The 14,038-nt window shown below is 62.0% G+C and carries 15 protein-coding genes and 2 pseudogenes; 6 read left to right on the forward strand and 11 right to left on the reverse strand.

Going from position 1 to position 14,038, the window contains the following annotated elements:
• The first annotated feature begins 3 nt into the window (after positions 1-3).
• Entirely contained in the window at positions 4-984 is a 981-nt protein-coding gene (locus tag AC0L39_RS10390) for an NADPH:quinone oxidoreductase family protein (RefSeq protein ID WP_473257680.1), read from the forward strand.
• A 90-nt stretch (positions 985-1,074) separates the two neighbouring features.
• On the opposite strand, the gene AC0L39_RS10395 is transcribed toward AC0L39_RS10390, so the two are convergent.
• The 9 genes and pseudogenes from AC0L39_RS10395 to AC0L39_RS10435 all read right to left on the reverse strand — a co-directional run.
• Complete coding sequence (locus tag AC0L39_RS10395; RefSeq protein WP_473257682.1) at positions 1,075-1,605, reverse strand: F0F1 ATP synthase subunit B family protein; 531 nt, start codon at positions 1,603-1,605, stop codon at positions 1,075-1,077.
• Positions 1,598-2,092: a F0F1 ATP synthase subunit B family protein gene (locus AC0L39_RS10400; RefSeq protein ID WP_473257684.1), complete on the reverse strand. Its 495-nt coding sequence runs from the start codon at positions 2,090-2,092 to the stop codon at positions 1,598-1,600. Before AC0L39_RS10400 ends, AC0L39_RS10395 begins: the two co-directional genes overlap by 8 nt.
• 87 nt (positions 2,093-2,179) lie before the next feature.
• On the reverse strand, positions 2,180-2,407 hold the full coding sequence (locus AC0L39_RS10405) for a F0F1 ATP synthase subunit C (RefSeq protein WP_027442220.1): 228 nt from the start codon (positions 2,405-2,407) through the stop codon (positions 2,180-2,182).
• 51 nt (positions 2,408-2,458) lie between these two features.
• A complete protein-coding gene (locus AC0L39_RS10410) occupies positions 2,459-3,217 on the reverse strand; it encodes a F0F1 ATP synthase subunit A (RefSeq protein WP_473262348.1) in 759 nt (252 codons plus the stop codon).
• A gap of 80 nt (positions 3,218-3,297) precedes the next feature.
• A pseudogene (locus AC0L39_RS10415) lies at positions 3,298-3,625 on the reverse strand (AtpZ/AtpI family protein).
• Between the two features lie 173 nt (positions 3,626-3,798).
• Positions 3,799-4,188, reverse strand: a complete 390-nt coding sequence (locus tag AC0L39_RS10420) for a YdbL family probable chaperone protein (protein WP_473257686.1) — start codon at positions 4,186-4,188, stop codon at positions 3,799-3,801.
• 35 nt (positions 4,189-4,223) lie between these two features.
• Positions 4,224-4,403 carry a YnbE family lipoprotein gene (locus AC0L39_RS10425; RefSeq protein WP_473257688.1) on the reverse strand — a complete coding sequence of 60 codons (180 nt, stop codon included), beginning with the start codon at positions 4,401-4,403 and terminating at the stop codon, positions 4,224-4,226.
• Between the two features lie 77 nt (positions 4,404-4,480).
• Positions 4,481-6,925: an intermembrane phospholipid transport protein YdbH family protein gene (locus AC0L39_RS10430; RefSeq protein WP_473257691.1), complete on the reverse strand. Its 2,445-nt coding sequence runs from the start codon at positions 6,923-6,925 to the stop codon at positions 4,481-4,483.
• A 79-nt stretch (positions 6,926-7,004) separates the two neighbouring features.
• Positions 7,005-7,730 (reverse strand): annotated as a pseudogene (locus tag AC0L39_RS10435) (intermembrane phospholipid transport protein YdbH family protein); the annotation flags it as partial.
• Between the two features lie 139 nt (positions 7,731-7,869).
• Here AC0L39_RS10435 and radC point away from each other — a divergent pair.
• Positions 7,870-8,562 (forward strand): RadC family protein, encoded by a 693-nt coding sequence (gene radC, locus AC0L39_RS10440; protein ID WP_473257694.1) that lies wholly within the window; start codon positions 7,870-7,872, stop codon positions 8,560-8,562.
• 1 nt (position 8,563) lies between these two features.
• Here the strand turns inward: radC and AC0L39_RS10445 are convergent, their stop codons facing one another.
• Both AC0L39_RS10445 and AC0L39_RS10450 read right to left on the reverse strand, forming a co-directional pair.
• Positions 8,564-9,598, reverse strand: coding sequence for an NAD(P)/FAD-dependent oxidoreductase (locus tag AC0L39_RS10445; protein WP_473257696.1), 1,035 nt, complete (start codon positions 9,596-9,598; stop codon positions 8,564-8,566).
• Positions 9,483-10,763, reverse strand: coding sequence for a DoxX family membrane protein (locus tag AC0L39_RS10450; RefSeq protein ID WP_473257698.1), 1,281 nt, complete (start codon positions 10,761-10,763; stop codon positions 9,483-9,485). Before AC0L39_RS10450 ends, AC0L39_RS10445 begins: the two co-directional genes overlap by 116 nt.
• Before the next feature lie 139 nt (positions 10,764-10,902).
• On the opposite strand from AC0L39_RS10450, the gene purB reads away from it, so the two are divergent.
• The 4 genes from purB to AC0L39_RS10470 all read left to right on the forward strand — a co-directional run bounded on the left by purB (position 10,903) and on the right by AC0L39_RS10470 (position 14,028).
• The gene (purB, locus tag AC0L39_RS10455; protein ID WP_473257700.1) at positions 10,903-12,213 is read left to right on the forward strand and encodes an adenylosuccinate lyase; all 1,311 of its coding nucleotides are present in this window, start codon (positions 10,903-10,905) and stop codon (positions 12,211-12,213) included.
• 100 nt (positions 12,214-12,313) lie between these two features.
• Positions 12,314-12,709, forward strand: a complete 396-nt coding sequence (locus AC0L39_RS10460; protein ID WP_473257701.1) for a hypothetical protein — start codon at positions 12,314-12,316, stop codon at positions 12,707-12,709.
• Positions 12,706-13,392, forward strand: coding sequence for an orotidine-5'-phosphate decarboxylase (gene pyrF / locus AC0L39_RS10465; RefSeq protein ID WP_473257702.1), 687 nt, complete (start codon positions 12,706-12,708; stop codon positions 13,390-13,392). Before AC0L39_RS10460 ends, pyrF begins: the two co-directional genes overlap by 4 nt.
• Positions 13,393-13,395: 3 nt before the next feature.
• Positions 13,396-14,028 carry a phosphoribosylanthranilate isomerase gene (locus tag AC0L39_RS10470; protein WP_473257704.1) on the forward strand — a complete coding sequence of 211 codons (633 nt, stop codon included), beginning with the start codon at positions 13,396-13,398 and terminating at the stop codon, positions 14,026-14,028.
• The last annotated feature ends 10 nt before the right edge of the window (positions 14,029-14,038 follow it).

Below are 14,038 nucleotides of genomic sequence, written 5' to 3' on the forward strand. Positions count from 1 at the left end.
TCTATGCAGGCGTTACGGGTTGAAAAGCTGAGCGCCGACCTCAGCGGGGTTTCACTGGTCGATGCACCAAGCCCTACGTGCGGGCCCGGCGATGTGCTGGTCCGTGTCCGCGCCGCTTCACTCAACTATCCTGACCTGCTGATGACGCGCGGCGAATACCAGTTTAAACCCGAACCTCCTTTCACCTGCGGGCTGGAGCTCGCCGGCGAAGTGATCGAGGCCGATCCCGAGAGCGGTCTTGCTCCGGGCGACAGGGTCATGGGCGGCAACAAAACTGGCGCCTTCGCCGAGCTTGCGAGCATCGCCGCCCGCAGTTTGTCGCGTATTCCGCAAGGCGTGGGCTTCGCATCCGCCGCAGCGATGGGCGCTGCCTATTCGACCGCCTACACAGGGCTTGTCGAATTATGCGGCCTGCAAGCCGATCAATGGGTGCTCGTGCACGGCGCAAGCGGCGGCGTCGGGCTCGCCGCTGTCGACCTCGCCAAGGCGAAGGGCGCCAAGGTCATCGCTGCCACTGGAATCGAGGCGAAGCGCAACCGGATCAAGGCGCTTTATGAACCTGATGCCGTCATTCTTTCAGAGGGCCGTTTTCGCAAGCAGGTCAGCGAGATTACAGGCGGACGATTGGCTGATATCGTGTTTGATCCGGTCGGGGGCGATATCTTTGACGAATCCACCCGCTGCGTGGCTTTTGGCGGAAAGCTGGTAGTGGTCGGCTTCACAAGCGGACGCATCGCCGAAATTGCGACGAACATCCCGCTGATAAAGGGCTTTTCGGTCGTTGGCCTGCGCGCCGGAGAATATGCGCGGCGTTTTCCCGAGCGTGGCGCCGCCATCAATGCCGAGATTGCCCGGCTCGCCGAGGAAGGCCAGATCACCCCCGCTATCGACCGCGTGCTGCCTCTGAGCCGCTGGCGCGAAGGGTTCGAGGCTATGGCGAACCGTGAGCTTGTCGGCAAAGTGGTGTTCGAGCCGGGGTCCTGATCGGCAAGCGGCTGAACGTAAGAAAGGCGGCCCCCGCTCTACGCAGGCAGGACCGCCCTTCCCCTCTCCGACTGAGAAACTCGTAAAAGCTTAGAGCGAGGAGATGACCTCGTCCGCCAGCTGCGCGTCCGCTTCGCTGGTGTGGCGCTCTGCAATCAGCTTGCGTGAGGCGCTGGCAGCAGCTTCGACAGCCTTGGCCTTCACGCCTGCGATCGCTTCACGCTCGGCTGCTGCGATTTTGTCTTCGGCCATGCGCTGACGGCGCGCGACCATCGCTTCGCTGTCGGCTTCGGCTTTCTCGAGGATGGCGTCGGCTTCGCGCTGCGCGCCTTCCATCATCTTTTCCGCGTCTTCTTCGGCGGTGGCGATCTTGGCCGCGTATTCATCGCGAAGCGTTTCCGCTTCGGCGCGCAGGCTCTTGGCCTCGTCAAGCTGCTGTTTGATCTCGGCGATTTTCTTGTCGAGACCGCCGGTGATCAGGCCCGGAACCTTCTTCCAGAGGAACACCCCGATAAGCACGAGCATCGCCAGCGAGACCCACTGGTAATCCTGCACACCGAATGCTGACGGTGCGGCGTAACCTTCTTCGGTTGCAGCGAGAATGGTGAGCACTTCAGGCATTTGTCAGCGCCTTCTTGACCGCGGAACGAGCGGTGCGTTTGTCGACCTTGCCGCCAGCGAGCCGGGAGACGATGTCCTGCGTGGCTTCGGCAGCAACGTCCTCGATTTCAGCCATGGCATTGGTGCGCGCGGTTTCGATTTCTGCCTCTGCCTCGGCCAGCTTTGCGTCAAGGCTTTCCTGCGACTTCGCCAACTTGGCTTCGGTCTTGGCCGCCGCTTCGGCTTTCGCCTCAGCGATCTTGGCCTGGGCTGCGGCGCGGTTTTCGTTCTCACGCACCCGCCATGCCTCCTCCTGCTCATCAGCCGCATCACGCGCACCTTGAGCTGCAGCGAGATCATCGGCGATCTGTTTGTCGCGCAGTTCGACCGTACCCATGACCTTTGGCACCATCCCGCGTCCAATCAGGAAGAAGGTGATGCCGAAGAACACCAGCAGCCAGAAAATCTGGCTGGACCAGGTATCGAGTAATTGGGCTATCTGAGGCATGAGCCGGGTCCGGAATTGCGGTCAGGGTAAGGATCGACGGGCTGGCAGAGCGCATTGTGCCCGGCCAGCCCGTAAAATCAAATTCGCTTAGGCGACGAAGATCAGGATCATCGCGACGACGAACGCCAGCAGGCCGAGAAGTTCGGCTGCGGCGAAGCCGATGAACAGGCGGCCCTGCTGGCCGTCTGCCGCTCCCGGATTGCGCAGTGCGCTTTCAAGGAACGAACCAAAGACGTTGCCCACGCCGATGGCTGCCATACCGGCACCGATTGCTGCGAGGCCTGCGCCGACGAGCTTGGCTGCTTCTGCTTCCATTTTACTAACTCCTTAGGAAATCAAAACTGTTGGATTGGAATGGTGTGAAATTCAGTGAAGGTGCTCGGCGTCGTTGATGTAGAGCGACGTGAGCAATGCAAAGACATATGCCTGGATGCCTGCGACGAGGATTTCCAGCGCGCTGATTGCAATCATCAGAGCAAAGCTTGGAATGGCAACAATCAGGCTGGTTCCGACGCCCGCATTCAGACCATCGATAACGAAGCTCGAAAGCACTTTCAGCAGGACATGTCCGGCCATCATGGCAACGAAAAGACGCAGCGCGAGGCTGAACGGGCGGATCATGAACGAAAAGAACTCGATCAATGCGATCGGCAGGATCATCGGTACGGGCGTGCCGTGCGGCACGAACAGCGTGAAGAATTTGATCCCGTGCTTCCAGAACCCGACTACAAGCACGATCGAAAAGCTGATGACGGCAAGAACGCCGGTCACGGTGAAATGGCTGGTAAAGGTGAACGGGTGAAGGCCCAGTACGCCGATAGGGAGCAGGCCCAGCAGGTTGGCGAACAGGATGAACATAAACAGGCTGAAGATATAGGACACATATTTGCGCCCTTCCTTGCCCACATTGGCTTCCAGCATGTCGTCGATGAAGCCGGTGAAGCTTTCCACCGCCATCTGCCAGCGTCCCGGCACCAGCTCACGCTTCATGCCGCCGGCGACGAACGCCCACAGCAGGATGACCGTGATGGCCATCCACAGCGCGGAATTGGTGAACGCGATGTTGAAACCCGCCAGTTCCCAATTGGCCGAGCCGAACATCGGCTCGATCTGGAACTGTTTCATCGGATCGACTTTGCCCTGTTCGGCTGCCACTATCTGTCGGTCCCTAATACATTATGCGAAACGCGCCCTTTGTCGCGATCCTATTCCGGATCGTCAGGACGCGCATTCGCCGCTCGAATAATGTTCCTGAAGGCCACGCCTATCCCTACGAACAGGCCGACCAACAGACCCCATGGCAAGGTTCCGACAAGCGCATCAAACGCCCAGCCGATGACCAAGCCTCCGAAGATTCCGCCAAGCAGATCCGCCAGTACCCGGTTGCCGCTGCGATAATTCGCATCAGCCCCTTTGACCTTCGTACCGGTTGCGTTCATCTTCGCGCTCGCGCGCGGCTTTCAGCCGCCCTTCGAGCGCATCGATCCGCGCATCCTCTGCGATGGATTCTCGTGCGGGCTTTTCTTCGCTCATGCCTGCTTCCAATTAGGGGTTGCGAGGCACACGCATAGAAGTGCCCGCCAAGGGCGACGCTCCCTTAGAAGGGGGCATACCCAAGTCAACCGTGGGGCGATTGTATTTGACGCATTAAGCCTTGCGAAAATGGACCGGAGGGCCTGCCCTCGCCCGATGCCGCGCGAGTGCCCTTACGGACAGCGCGGATCGCGCATTGGTGCTGCGCTGGTGCGGGTCTGCCAGCTGCCATCGGGCGCCTGGTATTTCTCGCCCGGTGCGGTGCGGGTGATCGCCTGGCAACCGGCTGAGAAGGCGAACTCCTCAAGCGTCGACTTCGTTTCCTGGGCCTTTCGCGCATAGACCGCGCGCCGCTTGATATTGATGTCGTTCACGAGGTCGCGCAGCTGCGGCGTCGCTTCGCCGACAATCCCGAGATAGCCATCGGCCTGTTCGCCGACAGTGCCATTGGCGCGCGCGGCGGCATAGGCCGGGTCGCGCTGGGCCTGGGCAGGCATAGCGAAAGCGGTCAGGGCAGCGGCACTTGCGGCTGCCGCCAGAATGAGATTGCGCGTCTTAGTCATTACAATTCAACCCCTTGCGTGGTCATGTTCGCGGATCAAAAGATGTCCGCATTTTCGTCAATCGTCTCGGCCGCATCTTCGGCGAGCCGGTAAAGCACCTCTGCCCGGATATTGATGTTGAGCTCGATCACGATCGGCTCGTCGGGTGCAGTCACGTTGATGCACCCGCCCAGCAGGGCCGCTGAGACCACCAATAGTCCGGTCCTGACCATCATTCCGTGTACCCCCAGCCTCGCGCGCTCATGGCAATCGTTTCTGGCAGCACCACGGATTCCGGTCAATTTCGCTTCTGTCATGGCGTATTGTCGCTTTCTGCAGGTTGAACGGGCAGTTCATCGCCGCGCCGGGCTTCCGGAGCGGTCGGGATATCGGTTTCTGGACCGGGATCTTGCGGGACCGGTGCCGTGCGGCGCTCGATTATATCCAGAGCGCCCTGTCCCAAGATACGCTCCTCCACCCCTTCGGCGAATGCCGTGGGATCGGACCAGCCCCGCGCAATCAGGGCAAGCTGCGAGAAATTCTCCGACCGGACATTGATGTTGAAGCGGATCGGGAGCTTGGCCAGCCGCTTTGTCACGAAGTTTTGGCTCGCGCCCTCGCCCTGCCGCACCCCGTCGATCTGGAATTTCGTAATAATTTCTCCGGCCACGTTGCCATCGAGGGTGATCGCCATCTGGCGGAAATCGAGCGAGCGCAGCGACTGAAACGCGTAATTGCCCATCGCACCAAGGTCTTCGTAGGTCAGCTCACCCACGTAGGCTACGTTGCCGCCCGGCGGGCGAGAAATGAGCAGGCCGCCCGCTATGACGCCATTGCCTTCGTCGTCGAAGGTGATCGGGACTGTCCCGTCGAACGTCCCCTCGGCATCGAGATTGGAGAGTTCCATCTGCGCAATGAAGCTCGCCGCGTCGAGAGCAATCATCTCAAACACATAGCTTTGCCCGCCCGGAGCGCCGTAATTGATCGTGATGGGCCGCAGGATCAGCGTCCCGCCCATGAACGGCCAGCGCGCATCGTTCACCGCGATCATCTCTCCGTCCGTCATCGAATAGCGAACCTCGCCAGCAAGCACCTCGACGCCTGGATTGATCGAACCGATCTTGAGCACCTGATCCGGTGCGGTTGTGAGACCGAGCAGATCGGTGAATTCCACTGTGCCGCTGATCCCGTCCAGCGGCCCGAATGCGGCTGCAATATCGAGATCATTGGTGGAGAAATCGCCGGTACTGGTGACATCGTCTCCGTTCCAGCGAATCGTGCCCTCCCCCGTGACGACGCCATCGGCATTGGCCACAACGCCCTTGGCAAGCTGGGTAAGGTCCTCTGGCTGCAACTGCACGTCGAAGACGACGCTGGGCACGTCGATCCCTGCCTGACCGGTACCGCTGCCAAGATCGTGAACGACGTCCACGCGCGTCACGAGTCGCTCTGTGCCAGGGTTCAGCAAGTCCGCCTGTGCCGCGATATCTTCGCCGGTCAATATCATTGTCGCTCCGCGCGCGATCAGCGGCTCGAACCGGGCTTCCCCTTCAATTCGCTCTGTCAGCACAAAGGAGCCGTCGTCGATGACCAGAGTGCCATCGCGGTATGCCCAGCGCCCGCTCAGCTCCGATAGATCGAGCGGCACGGGATCGAGCATCGCGGTGGCCCCGGCGAACGCTCCGCCAAGCTCGCCGCCAAGCTCTCCGGTGACGTCCTGCGCCGTGAGGCGGACCGCGCTGCCTTCTTCGCCGATCGTGGCTTGCACACCGGCTAAATCGAAACCGCCAGGATAAGTGAACGCAGCGCTGGCGGCTCTCAATCGCGTCGGCGAATCGCCAAGCTTCCCGCTCAGCTCGATCCCGCGTGTGACCGCATCGATCTGCAGCGCGTCATCGTAGCGCACCAACGCGCCCGAGCGCGGGCACAGCGCCAGCGACTGACCGCGCAGCGAGAGATCGTAGAATTCGAGTGAATTGAAGCGGACCTCGCTGCAACGGCGGCCCATGCTGAGGCCGCCGGATGCGCTCCACGTTCCGGCAAGCGGCACTTGCAGACCCCTCACCGTGCCGCCGGGAATGGCTCCGCCCGCAGTGGCCACGCCGCTGAACCGAACCAATCCCCCCGATTCCTGACGCAGCTGAAATCGCGGGATCGCGATGCGGTCCTGCCCGGCGGTATATTCGGCCATCGTCATGCGCAGCGCGAGAGCGCCGCCCCGGGTGCGCTCCATCCGGCCATTGATCTGCGGGAGGCCCGATCCGCCAGTGACGAAGTTGCCGGTAAGCTGGGTCGCTTGCCCGCTATTCGTCCAGTTGAGGCGGGAGAGCGCCATGATCGTGGCGCCCGCGCCGCTGCGCAGGCGCGCCTCTGGCACGGCGACGGTCATGCCGGATTCGCCGCTCCGCACGGTTACATCGGCTGCAAACCCGCCTCCCGCCGCAGCGCGCGAAAAATTGCGTTCGAACTTGGCGAGCAACGGGGCGACAAGCGCGCCTTCGGCGGCGGATCGTGCGCTATCCAATGCCTGCGTCGTGCCGGGCGCCAATTCAAGGTCCTCGCCCGCTATGTCGGCGTCCCATTCGCTGCGCGCAAAGTCCGCGTCGCTGCGGAGCGATCCGTCCAGGCGAAGTTGCGAGAGCCTCCCATAGACCGAGCCGATCCGGCTGGCGGCAAGGTCGTGACGAACATTGAGCCCGTCTCCATCCCATCGAAGTCCGGCTTCCCCCGTAAGGCGGTACGAGCGTGTTGCCATCATAGTCAGCATCCGCTGCGGAGAGGTTCGCCGTCCCGTCAATGGCCGAAAAGTCGCCCGATATCGAAAAATCGGCGCCGACATCCGCCGAAGCAAGGCTCACGCCCTCGCAGACCAGACCGCGCATCCGTGCAGGCCCTGCGAACGTGATATTTCCACCTTGAGTAGCGACTTCACCAAAGACGGTAGCCATCTGCGCCGAGCAATCCTCATTGCCAAATCCGGGCGCGGTCGCCGCTAGCGTGCCGGCAAAACCGCTTTGCAGTGGTCCGCTGCCTTCCAGCTTTATCGCGACCGCTCCCAGATCGCTCTCGATCAGCGCGCGGCCATCGACGATCCCGAGGTCCATTTCCGGCAACCCCGCCGCCTCTTCGCTTTCACCAAAGATCAGCGGATCGAGCTCTCCGAAGCTCAATTCTCCGTCGATAAACGTACCGTACAGTCGCGGGCTCGCCAGTTCCACGCCTTCGACTGTGGGGGTGCGAAAACCGTAATCGAGATTGATGGTGACCCGATCGGCGGTGAAATCGGGCTGGTCAGGATCGCCGATGACGAGGTTGGCGATTACCTGCCGCTGTGGGTCGATCGAGACAATATCGTAGGTCGCATCGACATCGTATCCCGACAACAGATCGTCGATCACGTTGCCGGCGATGCGTTCGCGCGCGAGCCAGGCTGCGAAGAAACCGATTGCGAGGATAATCAGCAGGATGAGGCTGATCCGCCAGCGCCAACGGCTGGGCCACAGGCCTCGCTTTGTGCCAAGGGCGGTCTCGCTGGTTTCGGAAGGCAGATCGGCTGCGACCATTGTTCGCCCCACTTGCGCGCATCGCCTGCCAAAGGCAATGAAGATCAAAGGGAATTTCGAAGCAGACAGTCTATGAGGGGGCAGCTTGCCAGAAGCTGACGAGAGTTTCGACTTCGGTCACGAGAGCACTTCAAACACGGTGCACGCATCTGATTCAGGCAAGCAGGCCGGGATCGGTCACCGTGCGCGCTTGCGGGAAAGGATGCTCAAGGGCGGTGCTGAGGCGCTCGCGGATTACGAAGTGCTGGAATACCTGCTGTTCGCCGGGATGCGCCAGGGCGATACCAAGCCGGTGGCCAAAGCGCTGCTGAAGCATTTCGGATCGCTCGCGGCGGTCCTGAATGCCGATCCCAAGGCGCTCCAGCGGGTCAAGGGCGTGGGCGAGACCAGCGCGGCGGCTCTCAAGAGCGTCGCGATCGCGGCGCGGCGCATGGCCCGCAGCGAAGTTGCGCAGAAACCTGTCCTGTCAAGCTGGCAGGCGCTGATCGATTACCTCGCCATCGATATGGCCCACCTCACAGTCGAACGCGCGCGGGTGCTCTATCTCGACGCGAAAAACCGGCTCATCGACGATCACCACGTCGGCGACGGTTCGATCGACGAGGCCGCGATCCACCCGCGCGAAGTGATCCGCCGGGCAATGGATGTCGGCGCAAGCGCGCTCATCCTCGTCCACAATCACCCCAGCGGCAGCCCCGAGCCGAGCCGGGCCGACATCCAGATCACGCAAAAGATCGCCGAGGCTGGAAGGCTGCTTGGCGTGACTGTCCACGATCACGTCATCGTCGGGCGCGAGGGTCATGTCAGCCTTCGCGCCAAGGGCCTCATCTAACCTACACCTGCTTTTCGGTGATCAGCCGTACACCCGAGTGCTGCGCGAAGAAATTCCACATCCAGTTCACGACCACCGTCACCCGGTTTCGCATCCCCGTGAGGAAGCCGACATGCACAATCCCCCACAGCCACCAGGCGCTGTTGCCCGACAGCTTGAGCGAGCCGAAATCCGCAACCGCCGATTTGCGCCCGATCGTCGCGAGACTGCCCTGGTGCTTGTAGGCGAATGGTCCGGGGCACTCATTGTCCAGCAATTCCGCCTCTACAACGCGTGAAACATAGACTCCGGCCTGCTTGGCCGCGGGGGCTAGGCCCGGCACGGGTTTGCCGTCCCAACCATTGCTGCCCGCCGTGTCGCCAATGGCAAACACATCCTCGAGCACGCCGTCCGCCGTTTTGACGCGAAGGTAGTCATTCACCTGCACCCGGCCCGACCGATCGCTTTCCGCGCCAAGCCACTTGGCAGCGGGTGATGCTGCAACGCCTGCCGCCCACAGGACGGTTTCGGTATCGATCCGCGCTTCATCGCCGATTTCGACATGATCCCTTGCGATTTTCGTGACCCGGTTGCCGGTGCGGATTTCGACGCCCAGCTTTTCCAGCGAAGCAGCCGCTTTTTCCGAAAGCTCATCGGGGAAAGCCGGGAGGATGCGCGGACCGGACTGGACCAGGATCACGCGCGCACTGGCCGGATCGACCGTGCGGAATTCCCGCGCGACATTGATGCGGGCAAGCTCGGCAATCGCACCTGCAAGCTCGACCCCGGTTGGTCCCGCTCCGACGATCACGAATGTGAGCAGGCGCTCGATCCGCTCGCTATCGTCGCACGCTTCGGCCTGCTCAAAGGCGTTGAGGATCGTACCGCGCACTGCCACGCCATCCTCGATGGTCTTGAGACCGGGAGCAAACGCGCCCCATTCATCCTTGCCGAAATAACTGTGCGTTGCGCCGGTGGCGAGCACCAGCTTGTCGAACTTCAAACTCTGATCGTCGCCGTATGTAATCGTCTTCGCAGCGGCATCGATGGCGCTCACCTTGCCTTTCAGGACGCGGACATTGCCGTCGGCGCGGAACAGGCTGCGGATCGGCGTCGCGATGTCGTACCGGGTTCAGCGTCGCGGTGGCGATTTGATAGAGCAGCGGCTGGAACAGATGGTAATTGCGCTTGTCGATGAGGGTGATTCTGACAGGCAGGCGCTTCAGGCGCTCGACCGCCGCCAGACCGCCAAAGCCCGCTCCCACCACAACGACGTGCGGCCAGTCATCGGGGATTTCGGAATAGTCCCGGTCGAAGAGGATGTTGTGCTCCATCCATACGCCGATCATCCGGTCGAGTGAGAAAATCCCCGCGCCGCGCGCCTCGTAGATAGCGAGCAGCAGGAAAGGGAACAGGGTCACATTCGGATGCACACCAGCGATCATGGTGAAACCGATGACGATCACGAGGACGTAGGACACGATGCTCGCGGCGAAACCAACCAGGATCAGCACTCCGAAAACCACCGCGAGCCATTCCGGCATCCCGGTGAAGATGCTCGTAGGAAGCCAGGTCGCCAGCGTTATCGAGGGTTCGAACAGTTCGGCATAGGCAAACAACGCGGTGGCGAGCCATACTCGCGTGAGCATCATGACTACGGGGGCAATGTTATGGCGCAGCCACTCGCCAGCGATTATGGTCGGCCGGGCAAGCGGCATGGCGCTCTGTTTCAGCCCGGATGCCAGCACCCGGTCGAGCGAGAACGCCGCCGGGCCGTGGACCACGTACCAAATGAGGATTGCCGCCACCATCAGGTTGCTCGTCGTGGGAACGTAGACGGCCTGGCTGATGATCGTCAGCGCGGCCATCGCAAGTGCTGCGGGCCGCGTGAAGAAACCGGCGAGCAGCAGGACCGGCCCGACAAGCTCGATCGCCAGCCCGGTTGCCGCCGCATCAACGGGCGCCATCCAGGGGACGGGGTATTCGTTCGCCGCGAGGTAGACCGCCGTGTCCCAGTCGCTCGCCTTGACGAGGCCGGAGCGCAGGAACCACACGGCGACAAAGAACCGTATGGCAATATCGGTGAACGGCCAGAACAGCTCTGCCCCGCCCGAATACCACTTGGCCCAGCGCCGCAAGGTTACCCGGACAAAGGGCGACAGGCGCTCTTCCTGCAGCAGCTCTCGCGGCTGGTCGGGAGTTGCCTGAACCGTGCCTGCCATGATCAATTTCCTCCTGCACACAGGTTCGCGTGGCCCCGGAATTGGTTACAGCCTGTTTGCACGCCCTTGCCAAGCGCGCGCTCTGCCAATAGCCGCGCCTTCACACGTTCTTTCATCACTCCGGTCGAGGAATTCCACGATGGTCCCGCGTTATGCCCGTCCCGCCATGTCCGCCCTGTGGGAGCCGGAAGCAAAGTTTCGCATCTGGTTCGAGATCGAGGCCCATGCGACGCAGAAACTTGGCGAGATGGGTGTCGTGCCCGAAAGCGCGGGCAAGGCGCTGTGGGATTGGTGGGCGACCGATCCGGTGATCGACGTCGAGGCCATCGACGCCATCGAGGCGGTGACCAAGCATGACGTCATCGCATTTCTGACATGGGTGGCCGAGCAAGTAGGCGATGAGGCGCGCTTCATGCATCAGGGCATGACCTCATCTGACGTGCTCGATACGACGCTGTCGGTTCAGCTGGCGCGCGCCTCGGACATATTGCTCGAAGACCTCGACGCGTTGCTGGCTGCGATCAAGAAACGCGCAGAAGAGCACAAATACACGCCCACCATCGGGCGTAGCCACGGTATCCATGCCGAGCCGGTGACCTTCGGCCTCAAACTCGCGCAGGCCTATGCCGAGTTTGCCCGCTGCCGCGACCGCCTAGTGGCCGCGCGTGCAGAGATCGCGACGTGCGCGGTTTCCGGCGCGGTCGGTACGTTTGCCAATATCGACCCGGACGTTGAAGCCTATGTCGCCGAGCAGCTTGGCCTGACGCCAGAGCCGGTCAGCACGCAAGTAATCCCGCGCGACCGCCATGCGATGTACTTCGCAACGCTGGCCGTGATCGCCGGTTCGATCGAGCGGCTCGCAGTCGAGATCCGCCATCTCCAGCGCACCGAAGTGCTGGAGGCGGAGGAATATTTCTCGCCGGGGCAAAAGGGTTCGAGCGCTATGCCGCACAAGCGCAACCCGATCCTCACCGAAAACCTCACCGGTCAGGCGCGCATGATCCGCGCCTACGCCCTGCCGGCGCTCGAGAACGTGGCGCTGTGGCATGAGCGCGATATCTCGCATTCCTCGGTGGAGCGCTTCATTGGCCCCGATGCGACGATCACGCTCGATTTCTCGCTCGCGCGGCTAACCGGAATAATCGAGAAACTGCTGATCTATCCTGAGCGGATGCAGGCCAATCTCGATGCGATGGGCGGGCTCGTTCATTCGCAGCGCGCGCTGCTCGCGCTTACGCAGGCGGGAGTGAGCCGCGAGGACGCATACCGGCTTGTTCAGCGCAACGCGATGAAGGTGTGGGAATCCTCCGGCGCGGTGTCTCTGCTCGACCTGCTCAAGGCCGATACCGACGTCACCGCCGCGTTGTCGCAGGCCGAGCTCGAGGAGAAATTCGACCTCGCCTACCATTTCAAGCACGTCGATACGATTTTCGACCGGGTGTTCGGATAAGTCTCACATAAACTTCACCAAACCGCCCGTCGCTAGACTTGCGCGGCAAATGCCTTAGGGTTCGCCATGTCTTGTACGGGAAATAAAGGGGGCGCTGCCCATGCAGATCGTTCGCACCATCGTCTGGGTCCTGATCCTGTTCGCGATCCTGGCCTTTTCCTTTTTCAATTGGGAATCGGTCGAGGTGACACTGTGGGACAACCTCGTCCTTGAAACACGCATCCCGGCGCTGGTCATTATTGCGTTCCTGCTCGGCTTGGTGCCGATGTGGTTGTATCACCGCAGCGTAAAATGGAGCCTCAACCGGCGCATCCGCAGCCTTGAGAACTCGGTCAAATCCAATGCGCTATCGAAACGGCACGAGCCGACTTCGGCGTCGCCAGTCGCTGCGACCACGGCCAGGCCTGTGGAAAAGGCTGCGGAAAACTCTGCGGATAAGCCGGTAAGCGCCGGGGACAAATTGACGCCAACCGACGGAGATAGCAGCGGAAAATGAGCAATCCGGTCTATCTCGCGCTCGACCTCCCGCAGATTGAGCCTGCCAAGGCGCTGCTCGACAGGGTAAAGGCTCATATTGGCGGCGTGAAGCTCGGCCTTGAATTCTTCTGCGCGCATGGCGGGCACGGGGTGCACGAGATCGCGCATATGGGACTGCCGATCTTCCTCGACCTCAAATTTCACGACATCCCCAACACCGTCGCTGCCGCGATGCAGGCGGTTCACGTCTACGAACCATCCATCGTGACCGTCCACGCAAGCGGCGGGCGCGCGATGATGGAGGACGCGAAGGCTGCGGCGGCTGAGGGCTGCAAGGTGGTCGCGGTGACGATGCTCACCAGCCTCGATGAAAGCGACCTGTCACAGGCCGGCGTCGGCGGCACGCCGCACGACCACGTGATGCGCCTCGCCGATCTGGCGCACAATGCCGGGCTCGACGGGATCGTGTGCTCGGGAGAGGAAGTGGGCAGTGTACGCAAGCAGTGGAAAGACGGCTTTTTCGTCGTCCCCGGCCTGCGCCCCGGAGGGAACGGCTCCAATTCTCTCGGGGCAGACCAGAAGCGAGTGGTGACCCCGCGCAAGGCCCGCGATGACGGAGCGAGCGCGCTTGTCATCGACCGCCCAATCAGCCGCGCAGACGATCCGGAGGCTGCGGCGCGCGCAATCGAAGCGACGCTTTAATTCATGACCATTCAGATCAAGATCTGCGGGCTGTCCACGCCCGAAACCATTGCGGCGGCTGTCGAGGCCGGAGCGACGCATGTGGGCCTCGTCCACTATGAGCCGAGCCCGCGGCACGTTTCCATTGAAGAAGCTGCCCGCTTGCGAGCGGCCATCCCCCCGCATGTCAAAGCCGTCGTGCTGACCGTAAATGCCGACGTGCAGACAACCGCCACGATCCTCGAAAAGGTCAGACCAGACGTCATCCAGTTCCACGGCAGCGAGACGCCCGACTGGATCAAGCTGGTGCGCGACCAGGTCAGGGTCGAAGCGTGGAAGGCGCTGGGCGTAAAGGATACAGAAACGCTCGCAAAATCCGCTCGCTACGAAGGTGCGGTTGATCGATTGCTGTTCGATGCGCCAGCTACGGCTCTGCCCGGCGGCAATGGCGAGGTGTTCCGCTGGGAAGTGCTCAAGGGCTTCGACCACCGCATCGCGTGGGGCCTCGCGGGCGGCCTGACGCCTGACAATGTGGCCGATGCGATCCGAGAGACGGGAACAACCCTTGTCGATACATCGTCTGGTGTAGAGAGCGCGCCGGGCGTGAAGGACGTGGACAAGATCGCGGCCTTCTGCAAAGCCGCTCTCGAAGCGTAATCCCCCTTTC

It is taken from the genome of Erythrobacter sp. K21-9 (genome assembly GCF_055808355.1).

Excerpts from the sequence above, each read along its gene's own strand:
- AC0L39_RS10470 (WP_473257704.1), top strand. The coding sequence starts at position 13,396 with ATGACCATTCAGATCAAGATCTGCGGGCTGTCCACGCCCGAAACCATT.
- AC0L39_RS10430 (WP_473257691.1), bottom strand. The coding sequence starts at position 6,925 with ATGATGGCAACACGCTCGTACCGCCTTACGGGGGAAGCCGGACTTCGA.
- AC0L39_RS10405 (WP_027442220.1), bottom strand. The coding sequence starts at position 2,407 with ATGGAAGCAGAAGCAGCCAAGCTCGTCGGCGCAGGCCTCGCAGCAATC.
- AC0L39_RS10395 (WP_473257682.1), bottom strand. The coding sequence starts at position 1,605 with ATGCCTGAAGTGCTCACCATTCTCGCTGCAACCGAAGAAGGTTACGCC.
- AC0L39_RS10425 (WP_473257688.1), bottom strand. The coding sequence starts at position 4,403 with ATGATGGTCAGGACCGGACTATTGGTGGTCTCAGCGGCCCTGCTGGGC.
- AC0L39_RS10400 (WP_473257684.1), bottom strand. The coding sequence starts at position 2,092 with ATGCCTCAGATAGCCCAATTACTCGATACCTGGTCCAGCCAGATTTTC.
- purB (WP_473257700.1), top strand. The coding sequence starts at position 10,903 with ATGGTCCCGCGTTATGCCCGTCCCGCCATGTCCGCCCTGTGGGAGCCG.
- AC0L39_RS10450 (WP_473257698.1), bottom strand. The coding sequence starts at position 10,763 with ATGGCAGGCACGGTTCAGGCAACTCCCGACCAGCCGCGAGAGCTGCTG.
- pyrF (WP_473257702.1), top strand. The coding sequence starts at position 12,706 with ATGAGCAATCCGGTCTATCTCGCGCTCGACCTCCCGCAGATTGAGCCT.
- AC0L39_RS10410 (WP_473262348.1), bottom strand. The coding sequence starts at position 3,217 with ATGAAACAGTTCCAGATCGAGCCGATGTTCGGCTCGGCCAATTGGGAA.
- AC0L39_RS10420 (WP_473257686.1), bottom strand. The coding sequence starts at position 4,188 with ATGACTAAGACGCGCAATCTCATTCTGGCGGCAGCCGCAAGTGCCGCT.
- AC0L39_RS10390 (WP_473257680.1), top strand. The coding sequence starts at position 4 with ATGCAGGCGTTACGGGTTGAAAAGCTGAGCGCCGACCTCAGCGGGGTT.
- AC0L39_RS10460 (WP_473257701.1), top strand. The coding sequence starts at position 12,314 with ATGCAGATCGTTCGCACCATCGTCTGGGTCCTGATCCTGTTCGCGATC.